This window comes from Actinomycetota bacterium (assembly GCA_040881665.1).
Lineage (GTDB): Bacteria > Actinomycetota > UBA4738 > UBA4738 > HRBIN12 > JBBDWR01.
Genome location: JBBECT010000007.1, coordinates 282138 through 296920, shown reverse-complemented (window position 1 = coordinate 296920; position 14783 = coordinate 282138). Strand labels below are relative to the sequence as shown.

Sequence of the window (14783 nt, the reverse complement as noted above, 5' to 3'; positions counted from 1 at the left end):
CGAACGTACGTTCGATAGGGTAGTCCGAGGGTCCGACACGCTCGTGTGGGTAAACCAGCTGGGACGCAAGGTGTGACGCACATCACGTCGTCGAGGCTAGCGTGTCGGCGGCATTCCGGACGTCGCCTCAGCACCGCCCTCGGGCGACGATCCGTGCTGATCCTGTTCTCGCGTCGCTGGCAGCGGAGCGTTGGATGCCCACACGAGACCGAGCACGCCACCGGCAACCGCCAACGCACCGCCCGCGACCGTCAGCCACAGACCGGGCTCGACCGTGACGGTCGTGACGGCGACCTCCTGCAACCGTTCGACAACCTGATCGACGGGAAGCCCCGTCTGATCGGCGATCGGCTGCGCGGCGTCCTCCAGCGCTTGATTCACCCCGTCATCGAGTCTCGTGTCGGGGGCGAGGCCGGACCAGAGCGCGAGGCCTCCCCCCACGAGACCGAGGATGATGATGGCGATCGCCCACGCGCGCCGGCCCCGATGGGTCAGCGCCTGGCGCATCGCCGGGATCCCGAGCAGGGCGAGGATAGCCGCCCCGAGCGCGATCTTGCCGGCGAGAACGTCGATCCCCGGAACGGGCTCGGCCGGGAAAGCTCCCCCCACCGAGCCGATCTCCACCGAGGCCCACGACAGGATCGCGCCGACGCCCAGCAGGGTGCCACCGAGGATCGTGACGAGGAACCCCCACAACCGCAGGGGGCTCGGGCGGGGACGCAACCCCTCTCCGGGAAGCGGTTGCTCGGCGGATGCGACGTCCGGATCACTCATCGGCGTCATCGTCGCATCGGGGCGCGCCCGGTCCAAGCACCCCTAGCTGAGTCCCGCCATCCCCAGGGCGCCGGCGATCGTCTCGGCCACCTCTATCGTGCTGGCGGTCCCGCCGAGGTCGGGCGTCCGGACCCGGCCTTCACCCAGGACGTGGTCGACCGCGCGCTCGACGTTGGTGGCGGCGGTCATCTCGCCGAGGTGGCGCAGGAGCATCGCTCCCGACAGGATCATCGCGATCGGGTTCGCCAGCCCTCGTCCGGCGATGTCGGGGGCACTGCCGTGGACCGCCTCGAACACCGCGTACTCCCAGCCGAGGTTACCCCCAGGCGCGAGGCCGAGGCCGCCGACGAGTCCGGCGCAGAGGTCCGACAGGATGTCTCCGTACAGGTTCGGCAGCAGCAGGACATCAAGATCCTGAGGCCGGCGAGTGAGTCGCATCGACAAGGCATCGATCTGCGCCTCGCGGTACTCCACGTCGTAGTGGTTCGCTGCCTCCTCGCGCGCGGTCTCGAGGAACAGCCCGTCGGAGAATCGCATGATGTTGGCCTTGTGCCCCACCGTCACGAGGTGGCGTGCGTTCCAACGGGCATAGTCGAACGCGAAGTAGACGATCCGCTGGGTTCCGGCGACCGAGATCGGCTTCACCGTGACCCCCGCGTCCTCGGGGATGTCGCCGTGGCCCGCCGGCGCCAGCGCGGCCACCCGCTCGCGCAGCCGTTCGAGCGATGCGGTGCCCCGTTCGAACTCGATCCCTTGATAGAGGTCCTCGGTGTTCTCGCGGATCACCACCAGGTCGACACCGGGATGGCGGGTGGGAACGCCGGGCAGGCTCCGTGAGGGCCGGACGGCGGCGAACAGATCGAGCTCCTGGCGCAGGGCCACGTTCACGCTGCGGAACCCCGTTCCCACCGGCGTCGTGATGGGTCCCTTCAGGGCGAGGCGGGTGTCCTTGATCGCATCGAGCGTCGCATCGGGAAGGGTGGTGCCGTGTTCCTCCAACGCGCCGGCGCCGGCCGCGGCCGGGCTCCAGTCGATACCGACGTTGGTCGCCTCGAGGACGAGCTGGGTGGCGGCCGAGACCTCCGGACCGATCCCGTCGCCGGGGAGCAACGTCACCCGATGCGCCATCGCGTCCTCGTCTCGGAACCGCACGTCGTCGCGGCGCCGGGTCGCCTGCCGGGGAACCGATGGGATATCGTGCGCATGTGGAAGCGCATCCTAGCGGAGCGGTCCGGCGCGGCCGGGCGAGGCGAGGCTTCGGACGCGGGGCCTTGGTGCTCGCCGCGGCGACCCTAGCGATCGCAACGCTCCCGGGAACGGCCACGGGCGGTGCCGCCGCGGTCGGGGTCGACGACGACTTCTTCGACCCCGACGAGAGCGCGTACCACAGTCCCGCACCGTTCCCCTGGAACTGGCAGGACACGGAGAACGCCCACACCGTTCGGCAGAACAAGATGCTGTTTTCCTCGGGCGCACCGCGAACCGGGAACCATCAGTTCGTCGTGCGGGCGAGCTCGGGCACGTTCCCCTACTACTGCTCGGTGCACGGGAGCCCGGGAGGCGGGATGCGCGGCCGGATCCGGGTGGGGATCCGGATCGAGGAGATCGACGAGGAACGCTTCCGCGTCCGATGGGCGTTCTCCGACAGCGAGACGGGAAACGTGTACGACGTGCGCTACCGGGTGGGGAGCGGGAAGTGGAAGAACTGGAAGGTCGACACGAAGCAGCGTGCAGTGATCTTCGGTCGCAACGATCAGCCGGTGGCGGTCGATCCGGCCACGACCTACCGCTTCCGTGCTCGCTCACAGGCCAAGGCCTCGACGCCGAAGCAGGTCAGTGGTTGGTCGCCGGTGAGGGAGAGGCTGGCCGCTCTCCCTCCCTAGGGGTCGAACCCGCCGATCAGAAACGTTCGAACAGGATCGAGCGCTTGACCTCTTGGATCGCCTGCGTGACCTGGATCCCGCGGGGGCAGGCGTCCGTGCAGTTGAACGTGGTCCGGCAGCGGAACACCCCCGTCTTCTCCGACAGGACCTTCATCCGTTCCTCCGCGGCCTCGTCCCGGCTGTCGTAGATGAACCGGTGCGCGTTCACGATCGCCGCAGGGCCGATGTACTCTTCGTCGCCCCAGAAGATCGGGCAGCTCGTCGTGCACGCCGCGCAGAGGATGCACTTAGTCGTGTCGTCGAAGCGGGCACGCTCCTCGGGGGACTGCAGCCGCTCGGTGTCGGGCTCGCCCGAGTCATTCACCAGGTAGGGCAAGACGGTCTTGTAGCCGTTGAAGAACGGCTCCATGTCCACGATCAGGTCCTTCAGGACCTGCATCCCGCGGATCGGCTCGATCGTGACCTTCGGCGCGACGTCCTGGACGAGCACCTTGCACGCGAGCGCGTTCTTGCCGTTGATCAACATCGCGTCCGATCCGCAGATCCCGTGGCCGCACGATCGGCGCAGGGCGAGGGTGCCGTCGTGGTGCCACTTGATCTCGTGGAGCGCGTCGAGCAGCCGGTTGTTCGGCATCATCTCGATCTCGAACTCGTCCCACCACGACTCGTCGGAGACCTCCGGATTGAACCGCCGGATCCGCACGGTCAGCTTCGTCCGCGCGACCTCGCGCGCGGGCTCGGAGCGCGCAAGCACTTCGCCCAACCCCGGACCGCCGGTCGACACCTCGGTGGCCATCAGTACTTCCTCTCCATGGGCACGTACGGTCCCATCTTCACGGGCTTGTACTCCAGCCGGATGCTGCCGTCGTCCTGCTTCGTTGCGAGCGTGTGCTTCAGCCAGTTCGCGTCGTCGCGCAGGGGATGGTCTTCCCGGTAGTGTCCGCCGCGGCTCTCGTCGCGGGCGAGGGCGCTCGCCACGAGCGCCTCGGCGCAGTCGAGCAGGTAGCCGACCTCGACGGTCTCCATCAGATCGGTGTTGTAGATCGCTCCCTTGTCGTCGATCGCGACGCGGTCGTACCGCTCACGGAGCCCCTTCAGCAGGTCCTGCATCTTCCGCAGGCCGTCCTCGGAGCGGACCACGAACGCGAGATCGAACATCTCGTCCTGCAGCTCGGTCCGGATGTCGGCGGCGTTGTCGCCCTCGCTCCGCGTCAGGATGCCGTCGAGCAGGTCGAGCGTGCGCTCGGCCGGTCGCTCGGGAATCTCGGGGAGCTCGTTCCCGGCGGCGAACCTCGCCATGTCGCGGCCGCCACGCTTGCCGAACACCACGATGTCGAGCAGGGAGTTCGTTCCCAGCCGGTTGGCGCCGTGCACGCTCACGCACGCGCACTCTCCGGCGGCGTAGAGGCCGGGCACGGGGGTCTCGTCCTCGCCGACCACCACGCGGCCGTCGACGTCGGTCGGGATCCCGCCCATCGCGTAGTGGGCCGTCGGTTGGATCGGCACGGGCTCCCGGGTCGGTTCGACCTTCAGATAGACGCGGGCGAACTCGGTGACGTCGGGCAGCTTCTCCTCGATCACCTCGGGGGAGAGGTGGCGCACGTCCAGGTACACGGCGTCGCGCTTCGGGCCGACACCGCGGCCCTCCTTGATCTCCTGGTAGATCGCCCGCGAGACCATGTCGCGGGGAGCGAGGTCCTTCACGGTAGGGGCGTAGCGCTCCATGAACCGCTCGTCCTCGCCGTTGAGGAGGATGCCGCCTTCGCCCCGTACGGCCTCGGAGAGCAGGATCCCCATCGAGTACACGCCGGTCGGGTGGAACTGGAAGAACTCCATGTCCTCCAGCGGGAGTCCACGCCGGAACACCACGCCGGGCCCGTCGCCGGTGAGCGCGTGCGCGTTCGAGCTGATCTTGAACATCCGGCCGTAGCCGCCGGTCGCGAACAGCACCGACTTCGACCGGAAGACGTGCAGCTCCCCGGTCGCGAGCTCGTAGGCGACCACACCCGCCGTTGCGCCGTCGTCGGTGCGCAGCAGATCGAGCACGTAGAACTCGTTGAAGAAGCGGACGTCGCGCTTGACGCACTGCTGGTAGAGGGTCTGCAGGATCATGTGCCCGGTTCGGTCCGCCGCGTAGCAGGCACGCATCACGGGCGCCTCGCCGTGGTTGCGGGTGTGCCCGCCGAAGCGGCGCTGCGCGATCTTGCCCTCCGGCGTCCGGTTGAACGGCAGTCCCCAGTGTTCGAGCTCGTAGATCGCGTCGACGGCCTCCTGGGTCATGATCTGCGCGGCCGGTTGGTCGACGAGGTAGTCGCCGCCCTTGACGGTGTCGAACGCGTGCCACTCGGGGGAGTCTTCCTCCATGTTCGCCAGGGCCGCACACACGCCACCTTGGGCGGCTCCCGTGTGGGAGCGCGTCGGGTAGAGCTTCGAGATCACGGCGGTGCGCACGTTGCCCGACGCCTCGATCGCAGCACGGAGGCCAGCACCACCGGCGCCGACGATCACCGCGTCGTAGGTGTGTGTCGTCGTCACGAGCCGAAGACGGTGGCGGGGTCGAAGGTCAGAACGACGACGGTGCCGAGCAGGAACAGCGCGAAGCCGAGGACGTAGAAGAACATGTTCACGGCGAACCGCCACTGGGGCCACTTCACGTAGTCCTGGATGATCACGCGCAGCCCGTTGATCCCGTGGATCAAGGCGAGCGTGAGCAGCATCCAGTCCCACACACGCCAGAACGGGGTCGACCAACGCTCGGCGACGAAACGGGAGTCGATCCGGTCGATGCCCTCCTCGAGCACGGTCATGATCAGCACGTGACCGACGGCGAGCAGCACGAGGAGGATCCCGGAGATCCGCATGAACAGCCACGACCACAGCTCGAAGCCCCCGACCGGCCGATCCCGGCCGGACATGTACCCGTGCGAGCTGCCGCCGCTCCCGCCCCCGCTGTCGGGTGAGCGAGGCGTCGGACGGACCTGTGTGGTGGCCATCAGTCGAACAACTCGATCGCTTGCTTGGTCATGATGTAGGCGATCGGCGCGAGCATGAGCACCACGATCGTCATCGTGCCCAAGAACAGCGGCCGTTCGTACCTGGCGGCCTTGGGCCAGAAGTCGATCGTGATGATCCGGAGCCCGTTGAACGCGTGGAAGATCACGAAGCCGACCAGACCCAGCTCGACCAGCCGGACCACGGGGTTGTGGTAGACGGAGGTCACGCGGTCGTAGGCCTCGGGACCCCACCCGATCATCGCCGTGTCGACGATGTGTGCGAACAAGAAGAAGATCAATCCGACACCGGTGATCCGGTGCGCGATCCACGCCCACTGGCCGGTGCGACCTCGGTACATCGTGCCGAGATCCGAGCCCTTCTTGCCTAGCCGCGTTGCCATCTCACCCTCAAGGGTAGCGCGTCGGGTTCGCTCCACAGGTGGCCGATCCGGTGCACGGCCGCGCGGAGTCTACCCCGAACCGGCCGAGACCGACCGCTGTTGAGGCGCGGGCTCGCGTCACGCCATGCGGAGTGCCACGAGCAGTCCGTCGCGTTCGGGGTCGATCACCGACAGGTAGCGTTCGTCTGCGGCCACGGCGGTGTTGTGACGGCGGATCGTGTCGGTGACCGGGTCGTCGGGTTCGGCTCCTGCGACCCGGCCGAACCACAGCACGTTGTCGCAGACGTACAGACCTCCGACGCGGATCCGGTCGCGGGCGGCGCGCCACGCGTCCGTGTAGCCGTGTTTGTCGATGTCGTCGTAGACCACGTCGAACTCGCCGTCGAGTCCCCCGAGCGTCTCGACCGCATCGCCGACGTGGAAGCGCACGGGTCCGTCGAGCCCGGCGCGGCCCAGGTAGTCGAGGGCTCTCCGTTCGTTCTCGGCGTCCCCGTCGGTGAGGTGCAGCTCGGCGGGCGCGTCGCCGCTCGCGAGCACCGCACGCGCGTGCCAGAAAGCGGAGTAGCCGAACCCGGAGCCGAGTTCGATGATCCGGCGGGCGCCGATCGCGCGGGCGAGCAGCTCGAGGGTTACCCCGACCGTCCGGCCCACGATCGGGAATCCCGCTTCGGCGGCGGCCGACTCCATCTCGAGGAGGACCGGGTCGTCGTGTCGATCGAGCAAGCTGCGCACGTACGCCGTGTTGGTGGGGTCGACGATGTCCATGGGCCAGGATGCTAGTCGCGGCAACCCCGGCGGCGCGAATCGTCCCGCCGGCTACGCGCCGGTCGTGGCGGCGGGTTCGGCCTGGGGCACGGGAGCGGTCCACCAGCCGTCGCGGTCGACGAGCTGGCGAACTCGCCATCGAGGATCGTGCTCGGGGAAGTCCGCCCGGAGGTGGCCGCCGCGGCTCTCCTCACGACGCAGGGCGGCTTGGGCCAGCAGCCACGCGACGAGGGTCGCCGAGCGGTTGCCCTCGCGGGCCCCGTTCGCGGGCAGCCGCGCGAGGCAGGCGCGCAGTCCGTCACCCGATCGCTCGACCCCGAGGAGTTCGTCGGCGAGCCCGCGCACCCGTTCGAGAGGCGCTCCGGCCGCGGGCGGGGCTCCCGCGAGCTGGCGCCGCTTCCCTGCGGCGGAGAACGCGGCGGCATCGTCGTCGGCCTCGGCCGCCCGTTCGCCGAAGACGAGCGCTTCGGCCAGCGAGTTGGATGCGAGCCGGTTCGCCCCGTGCACGCCCGTGCACGCGACCTCACCACACGCCAGGAGGCCGGGCACCGAGCTGCGTCCGTTCGTGTCGGTCCGAACGCCGCCGGTGAAGTAGTGCGGAGCCGGTGAAACGGGAACCGGCTCGGACGCCAGGTCGAGTCCCGCCGCTCGGCACGCCGCGACGGCGGTCGGGAACCGCCGGATCAGGTCGATCACCCGCGTGGCGTCCAGACGCACGGGCACCCCCTGATCGCGCGCGATGCGATGGATCGCGCGCGCCACGACGTCGCGCGGTGCCAGCGAGCCCCGGGGATCGAAGCGCTCGACGAATGGCTGCCCGTCGGCGTCGATCAGCACCGCGCCCTCGCCGCGGAGGGCTTCGGTGAGCAGGCGCGCCGGTTGTCCGCGGACGTCGAGCGCGGTCGGGTGGAACTGCACGAACTCGAGATCCGCGAGCACCGCGCCCGCGTCCCACGCCATCGCGATCCCGTCGCCGGTGGCCTGGTCCGGACCCGTCCGTCGTCCGAAGATGCCGCACGCACCACCGGTCGCCAGCACGACGCGGTCGGCGGCGAGCTCGGTCCCGTCCTCGAGCGTCACGCCGGCGGCGCGCCCGTGCTCCACGGCGATCGCGCTCGCCGACCCGGCGATCCGATCGACCCGTTCCTCCCCGTCGATCCGGTCGACCAGGAACCCCAGGAGCGCACGGCCGGATGCATCCCCGCCGGCGTGCAGCACGCGGCGCGCGGCGTGACCCCCCTCGAGTCCCGGGGAGCTTGCGTCGTCGAACCGCATCCCGAGCGCGGTGAGGGCCGCGATCACCCCGGGGGCGTCGCGCGCGAGGATGCCGACGGCCTCCGGGTCGCAGAGCCCGTCTCCGGCGCCGAGGGTGTCGGCGGCATGCTGGGCCGGAGAGTCGTCGGGTCCCACCGCCGAGGCGATCCCGCCCTGTGCCCAGTCGGTCGCGCTGCGCGACCGGTCGTGTGGAGCGATCACGTGCACGGGACCGCGCTCCGCGGAGCGAAGCGCGCACCACAGGCCTGCGGCGCCGGCTCCCACGACGATCGTCCGCACGGTTAGGACGGCACGGCGGTCTCGGCGTTCCCCGGCACAGGCGGACCGGCGGTCCGTCCGGAGGATGTCGCTCCCGGTCCCAGCTCGATCATCCGCGCAACCGCGCGCCGCGCTCGGACGGCGATGTCGGCAGGGACGTCGATCTCGTGGACACCGTCTCGCAGGGACACGAACAGGCGCTCCGGGGTGATCGTCTTCATGTACTTGCACACGGCCGTCTCGTCGACCGGCTCGAACACCTTGTCGGGGCTCTGCTTGTGCAGCTGGTGCAGGATGCCCGTCTCCGTCGCCACGAGGAACCGTGAGGCCGGCGAGTCCTTCGCCTCGGCGACCATCCCGCCCGTCGAAAGCACCTTCGTTCGATCGGCCGGCAGGTCGCCCTCCGACAGCTGCCACAGCACCTGGGTCGTGCAGCCGCACTCGGGATGCACGAGCAGCTCGGTGTCCGGCTGGGACGCGACCTTCTCGCGCAGGCCGCTCGGGTCGATCCCGGCGTGCACGTGACATTCGCCGGCCCAGATCTCGAGGTCGCGTCCCGTCTCGCGCTCGACGTGCGCGCCGAGGAACATGTCGGGCAGGAACAGGATCGTGCGGTCCTCGGGGATCGATCGCACCACGTCCGCGGCGTTCGAGGACGTGCAGCAGATGTCGGACTCGGCCTTGACGGCCGCCGTCGTGTTCACGTAGGCGACGACGACGGCCCCCGGATGCTCGGCCTTCCACGCGCGCAGCTGGTCGGCGGTGATCGTGTCGGAGAGGGAGCAGCCGGCGCCGAGGTCGGGGAGCAGCACCGTCTTGTCGGGCGACAGCAGCTTGGCGGTCTCGGCCATGAAGTGCACGCCGCAGAACACGATCGTCGACGCGTCGGTCCGGGCGGCCGTCCGGGAGAGCGCGAGGGAGTCGCCCACGAAGTCGGCGACGTCCTGGATCCAGGGCACCTGATAGTTGTGCGCGAGCACGACGGCGTTGCGCCGTTCCGCGAGTCGTCGGATCTGTTCGGCCCACGCCGCGTAGCCGCGTGCGATCACCGACGTCGCCTCGGGGTCGAGGGGCGCGTGGGGCGGCATCGCGGCGGGCTCAGCCATCGGCGGCGACCACCTCGAGGGACAGATCCAGCGAAGGAGCGGAATGCGTCAGGGCTCCGACGGACACGATGCGCGCCCCCGCGGCGACGAGCGCGCCGACCGAGTCGAGCGAGACCCCACCGGAGATCTCCAGCCGCCGTGGATCTCCGGTCCGTTCGACGCAGCGCCGGACGAGGTCCGGGGTCGGGTTGTCGAGCAGAATCCGCTCCGCGCCAGCCTTCAGGGCCTCGTCGAGCTCGTCGAGGGTCTCGACCTCGACCTCGACCGGCATGCCGCCGACCCCGGCTCGCTCGACCGCCGCAACGATGCTGCCGACGACGCGCAGGTGGTTGTCCTTGATCAACACGGCGTCCGAGAGGGACGCGCGATGGAGCGATCCCCCCCCGGCGGTGACGGCCTCGCGTTCGAGGGTCCGCAGGCCAGGGAGGGTCTTGCGGGTGCACAGCACCTGTGCCGGAGCGGCCGCGTCCACGAACCGCCGGGTCAGGGTCGCGACCCCCGACAGGTGGGCGAGCAGGTTGATCGCCGGGCGCTCGGCCCGCAGGATCGTGCGCGCGTTGCCCCGCAGGACGAGGACGACATCGCCGGGTGAAACCCGATCGCCGTCGTCGGCCTTCGGATCGATCGCCAGGTCCGTGTGGTCGTGCTCGGCGGCCGAGGTGAACACCGCGAGGGCCGCGCGGGTCCCGGCGAGGACGCCTGCCTGCTTCGCGCGGAGCTCCGCGGTGCAGGCCGCACCCGCGGGGATCGTCAACTCGCTCGTGCGGTCGCCGTCGGGAGCGTCCTCGGCCAGCGCCCTTTCGGCGAGGTCTGCGACGGGGTCGGCGGCTGCGGACATCGGTAGGCTGACGGCGCGGCCGGTCTGCACGAGCCGAACCCGCGACGTGTAGGAATCATAGGCGCTTCCGCACGTGACGCCGACCGGCAACCCTGACGGAACCGGCCGGGAACAGGACCAGCTCGGCCGCCGCCGCGAGGAGCGTGGGAGCAGTGAGCGAGGACCGACGGGTCACCGATTCGGGGATCGAGGTGCGCCCGGTCTACGGCCCGGAGGACCTCGAGGGGTTCGACGCAACGGCGCGCCTGGGTACGCCCGGGACCCCGCCGTTCACCCGGGGCATCTACCCGACGATGTACCGGGGCCGGTTGTGGACGATGCGCCAGTACGCGGGGATGGCCACGGCCGAGGAGACGAACTCACGGTTCCGGTACCTCCTCGCCCACGGACAAACGGGATTGTCGACGGCGTTCGACCTGCCCACGCAGATGGGTCTGGACTCGGATCACCCCCGCGCGGACGGCGAGGTCGGGCGCACGGGCGTCGCGATCGATTCGGTCGAGGACATGAAGCGTCTGTTCGACGGCATCCCGATGGGTGAGGTCTCGACCTCGATGACGATCAACGCGACCGCCTCGATCCTGCTGCTGCTCTACGAGCTCGCGGCGGAGGAACAGGGGGTGGCCCCCGATCGGTTGTCGGGGACGGTGCAGAACGATCTGCTGAAGGAGTACGCGGCCCGAGGAACCTACATCTACCCGCCGCGTCCCTCGATGAGGGTGATCACGGATCTGTTCGCCTACTGCCACGAGCGGATCCCGCGCTGGAACACGATCTCGATCAGCGGGTACCACATGCGCGAGGCCGGGGCGACCGCGGCGCAGGAGGTCGCGTTCACGATCGCCGACGGGATCGCCTACGTTCAGGCCGCGATCGACGCCGGACTCGCGGTCGACGACTTCGCGCCGCGGCTGTCGTTCTTCTTCGCGTGCCATATGCAGTTCTTCGAGGAGGTCGCGAAGTTCCGCGTCGCCCGGCGGATGTGGGCCCGGATCATGACCGAGCGGTTCGGAGCGAAGGATCCGCGCAGCGCGATGCTGCGGTTCCACACCCAGACCGGGGGAGCCACGCTCACCGCGCAGCAACCCGAGAACAACATCGTTCGGACGACGCTGGAAGCTATGTCCGCGGTGCTCGGGGGAACGCAGTCGCTCCACACGAACGCCTTCGACGAGGCGCTCGCGCTCCCGACCGAGCACTCGGCGACGATCGCCCTGCGGACCCAGCAGGTGATCGGTTACGAGTCCGGTGTCGCCGATTCGGTCGATCCGCTGGCGGGGTCCTACTTCGTCGAGTCGCTCACCGACGAGCTCGAGGAGAAGGCGAACGCCTACCTGGAGAAGATCGACGGGATGGGCGGTGCCGTCGCGGCGATCGAGGCCGGGTTCTTCCAGGACGAGATCCACGAGGCCGCCTTCGCGATCCAGCGCGCGATCGAGACCGGCGATCGCGTCATCGTCGGCGTGAACCGGTTCGAGTCCGATGATGAGCGCGTGCTCGAGCTGCAGAAGATCTCCGTGGAGGAGACGCAACGGCAGGTCGAGCGCGTCCGCGAGCTCCGCAGGACCAGGGACGGGGCGGCAGTCGACCGATCGCTGGCCGAGGTGCGCGGCGCCGCCGAGGGAACCGGGAACCTGCTTCCGCCGATGCGACAGGCGCTGCGGGCCCGGGCAACCCTCGGCGAGGTCTCCGACGTCCTCCGGGACGTGTTCGGGGAATACCACCCGAACCGCTGAGTCACGCCCCGACCGGCTCGATGCGCGCACCGATAGGGTAGGTGCGCGTGGACATCGCCGTGATCGGGGGAACGGGGGCGGAGGGCTTCGGGCTCTCTCTTCGGCTCGCCGCGGCCGGGCACCGTGTCGTGATCGGTTCCCGGGACGCCGGGCGCGGCGCGGCTGCCGCGGAGAAGGCGGCCGGAGCACTCGGCGAGCAGGCGCGGGTGGACGGAGCCGCGAACACGGACGCGGCGGGATCGGCCGAGGTGGTCGCGGTCACTGTTCCCTTCGTCGGTCAGGCCGATCTCTACCGCTCCATCAAAGATGTCGTGCGTCCCGGCGGGGTGGTGATCGACGCGACGAGTCCGCTCGCGACCGCCGTGGGCGGCAGGGCCTGGCAGGTCCTGCGGCCGTGGCACGGATCGGCGGCGGAGCAGGCCGCCGCGATCCTCGGCGACCGGGTCCGCGTGGTCGCGGCCTTCCACACGATCGCGGCCGGCGCGCTCACCGATCTCGATCACCCGGTTGACAGCGACGTGTTCGTCTGCGGCGACGATCCGGAGGCGAAGGGCGTGGCCGGCGCGCTGATCGAGCAGATCCCCGACCTGCGCTGGGTCGACGTCGGCACGCTGTCGATGGCGAGGATCGCCGAGTCGCTCACGGCGTTGCTCGTGTCGGTCAACCGAACCTACAAGGTGCGCGGTGCCGGATTCCGGGTGACCGGCCGGCCGTCCTGGGGGGCGCCGGGACCCGCGGCGGGGGGCGGCGGGAGCGCACCGGATCGTTCCGGGGGCGCGCCGGAGGCACCACCCGGTTCCTGAGGGGCCGGTCGTGGCAACAGGACGATGCCCGCGGCCGCCCCGATCAGCATGACGCCGCCGGCGATCGCGAGGACGTCCTGCACGGCGAGGGCCGCACCCACGGCGACCGCGATCAGCGCGCCCGCGACGAACGCCGAGTCGCTCACGGCCTCGATCGCCGCGAAGACCCTCCCTCGGAACTCATCGGGGGTGCGTTCCTGCAGCAGTGTCTCGTAGGACACGTTGCCGAGCGCGTTCGCCCACCCTGCCACGAGCCAGGCGAACAGCACCGTGGAGAAGTCGTCGGTGCGCGACACGACGAGAACGGCACATCCGACCACGGCGATGCTGATCGGCAGGAGCCGTTCACGCGCCCAACGTCGGGCGATGCCCGGTGCCGTTACCGATCCGAGGACCATGCCGAGTCCCCAGGCCGCGGTGATCAGTCCGAAGATCCGGCCTCCCGTTTCGAGCGCGCCGTCGGCGAGCACGTCGCGCACGTAGAGGGGCTCGAGCGGCGCCTTGGTGGCCGCTCCGAGCGAGACGAGGCCCAGGACCACGATGATCCCGCGCGTCAACGGGTTCGACGCGACGTAGCGCAGGCCCCGGCGGACGTCGGCGAACCGCGGTCCGGGAGCGAGCGCCCGCACTGCGGGGCCGGCGATCGGCACCGTGGCGATCAGCAGCGCCGACAGGACGAAGGTCGCCGCGTTCACGGCGAAGACGGTTCCCGCTGCGTACCGCGCGACGAGGAAGCCTCCGATCGCCGGGCCGGCCACGATCGCGATGTGCGACGTCGCACCGATCAACGACTGGGCGGGAAGCACACGGTCGCGCCTCACGATGTTCGGCACCGTCGACAGCAGCGCAGGTTGGAAGATCGCACCGAAGATGCCGAGCACGAGTGCGACGGCGTAGAAGTGGAGCAGGTCCGGCTCCCCGGCCAGCAGCAGTGACGCGATCGCCACCGCGCGCGCCAGATCGGCGGCGATCATCAGGGTCCGCCGAGACCGGCGGTCCACGAGCGGCCCCGCGAACAGAGCACCGAACACGGCGGACGGGACGTACTGCACGACGAGCAGTGTCGCGAGGACGGCCACCGCATCCGGGCCGTCCACGCGGTCGGCGAGCAGCAGCGCGACCGCGATCGCGTACACCCAGTCACCGAGGCTGGAGACGATCTGCGCGCCCCACAGCCGAAGGAAGGTCCGGTCGCGCACCACCGGACCGAACTCCCCTTGCCCCTCGGGGACCAGCCGGGAACCGGTCGCGCGGTGGATCGTGACGGCGGCGCCGAGCACGATCAACAGGTCGCCGACGCTGAACACGTTCGCCGCGGGGATCGACTTCGGCAGCGCGAAGATGTCGCCGAGCACGAGCAGGTTGGGATCGGGGAGCGCCGCCGAGTTCTCGAACACGGTGACGGTGTCCACCGGCAGACCCGCCGTGGCGAGCGCATGGGCCGCCGCCGGCATGATCCCTCCGTTCGCCGTGATCGCGATCAGGTTCAGCGCCGCCCCCAGCCCGATCAGCCATATGCCACGGACCCCTCGATTGCGGTAGAGGAACGCGAACGCGAGCAGGTACGAACCGAAATGGGCGGCGGTCTTCAGCGTCGTCTGCGGACCCTCGGCGCCGAACAGCACGATCTGCACCGCGAGGGCCGCCACGAGCATCCACGTGCCACGGAACCGCAGCTGGGCGAGCTTGCGCAGGGAGCCGCCGAACAGCGGCACCGCCGCGATCGCGATCACGAGCGCGATCGTCAGCATCCGCGAGCCGAGCTCGAGGGAGCGTCCATCCTGACCCGTATCGGCGGCGGTCCCTCGGTGCCTGAGCTGGACGGTCTGGTGCCGGCCGACAACGTGGTTCCGGGTGACCGCGGGGAGGCGGAAGCGCCGAAGGACCTAAGTCTGAAGGTGCCGGAGGAAATCCGGCGCGCGGGGGAACGTTCCCGTCCCAACGTCGGATG

General features: G+C 70.1%; 13 protein-coding genes and 1 pseudogene. 3 read left to right on the top strand and 11 right to left on the bottom strand.

Features of this window, described 5'->3' with window-relative positions:
- Positions 1–96: 96 nt before the first annotated feature.
- Complete coding sequence (locus tag WEF05_11590) at positions 97–774, bottom strand: hypothetical protein (GenBank protein ID MEX1102522.1); 678 nt, start codon at positions 772–774, stop codon at positions 97–99.
- Between the two features lie 42 nt (positions 775–816).
- The gene (locus WEF05_11585; GenBank protein ID MEX1102521.1) at positions 817–1902 is read right to left on the bottom strand and encodes an isocitrate/isopropylmalate dehydrogenase family protein; all 1086 of its coding nucleotides are present in this window, start codon (positions 1900–1902) and stop codon (positions 817–819) included.
- Between the two features lie 143 nt (positions 1903–2045).
- On the opposite strand from WEF05_11585, the gene WEF05_11580 reads away from it, so the two are divergent.
- A complete protein-coding gene (locus WEF05_11580) occupies positions 2046–2657 on the top strand; it encodes a hypothetical protein (GenBank protein ID MEX1102520.1) in 612 nt (203 codons plus the stop codon).
- 16 nt (positions 2658–2673) lie between these two features.
- On the opposite strand, the gene WEF05_11575 is transcribed toward WEF05_11580, so the two are convergent.
- The 8 genes from WEF05_11575 to nadC form a co-directional block, all read right to left on the bottom strand.
- Positions 2674–3453, bottom strand: coding sequence for a succinate dehydrogenase iron-sulfur subunit (locus WEF05_11575; protein MEX1102519.1), 780 nt, complete (start codon positions 3451–3453; stop codon positions 2674–2676).
- A complete protein-coding gene (gene sdhA / locus WEF05_11570) occupies positions 3453–5192 on the bottom strand; it encodes a succinate dehydrogenase flavoprotein subunit (protein ID MEX1102518.1) in 1740 nt (579 codons plus the stop codon). Before sdhA ends, WEF05_11575 begins: the two co-directional genes overlap by 1 nt.
- Positions 5189–5650 carry a succinate dehydrogenase hydrophobic membrane anchor subunit gene (locus tag WEF05_11565; protein ID MEX1102517.1) on the bottom strand — a complete coding sequence of 154 codons (462 nt, stop codon included), beginning with the start codon at positions 5648–5650 and terminating at the stop codon, positions 5189–5191. The genes sdhA and WEF05_11565 overlap by 4 nt, the downstream gene beginning before the upstream one ends.
- A complete protein-coding gene (gene sdhC, locus WEF05_11560) occupies positions 5650–6051 on the bottom strand; it encodes a succinate dehydrogenase, cytochrome b556 subunit (GenBank protein ID MEX1102516.1) in 402 nt (133 codons plus the stop codon). The genes WEF05_11565 and sdhC overlap by 1 nt, the downstream gene beginning before the upstream one ends.
- Positions 6052–6168: 117 nt before the next feature.
- Entirely contained in the window at positions 6169–6816 is a 648-nt protein-coding gene (locus tag WEF05_11555; GenBank protein MEX1102515.1) for an O-methyltransferase, read from the bottom strand.
- Positions 6817–6867: 51 nt separating this feature from the next.
- Positions 6868–8370: an FAD-binding protein gene (locus WEF05_11550; GenBank protein MEX1102514.1), complete on the bottom strand. Its 1503-nt coding sequence runs from the start codon at positions 8368–8370 to the stop codon at positions 6868–6870.
- A 2-nt stretch (positions 8371–8372) separates the two neighbouring features.
- A complete protein-coding gene (gene nadA / locus WEF05_11545; protein ID MEX1102513.1) occupies positions 8373–9437 on the bottom strand; it encodes a quinolinate synthase NadA in 1065 nt (354 codons plus the stop codon).
- A 10-nt stretch (positions 9438–9447) separates the two neighbouring features.
- Positions 9448–10293 carry a carboxylating nicotinate-nucleotide diphosphorylase gene (gene nadC / locus WEF05_11540; protein ID MEX1102512.1) on the bottom strand — a complete coding sequence of 282 codons (846 nt, stop codon included), beginning with the start codon at positions 10291–10293 and terminating at the stop codon, positions 9448–9450.
- A 143-nt stretch (positions 10294–10436) separates the two neighbouring features.
- Between nadC and WEF05_11535 the strand changes: the two genes are divergently transcribed.
- Complete coding sequence (locus WEF05_11535; protein ID MEX1102511.1) at positions 10437–12029, top strand: methylmalonyl-CoA mutase family protein; 1593 nt, start codon at positions 10437–10439, stop codon at positions 12027–12029.
- Positions 12030–12070: 41 nt separating this feature from the next.
- Positions 12071–12670, top strand: a pseudogene (npdG, locus tag WEF05_11530) (NADPH-dependent F420 reductase).
- A gap of 29 nt (positions 12671–12699) precedes the next feature.
- Here the strand turns inward: npdG and WEF05_11525 are convergent.
- Entirely contained in the window at positions 12700–14583 is a 1884-nt protein-coding gene (locus tag WEF05_11525; GenBank protein MEX1102510.1) for an MFS transporter, read from the bottom strand.
- Positions 14584–14783: the final 200 nt, after the last annotated feature.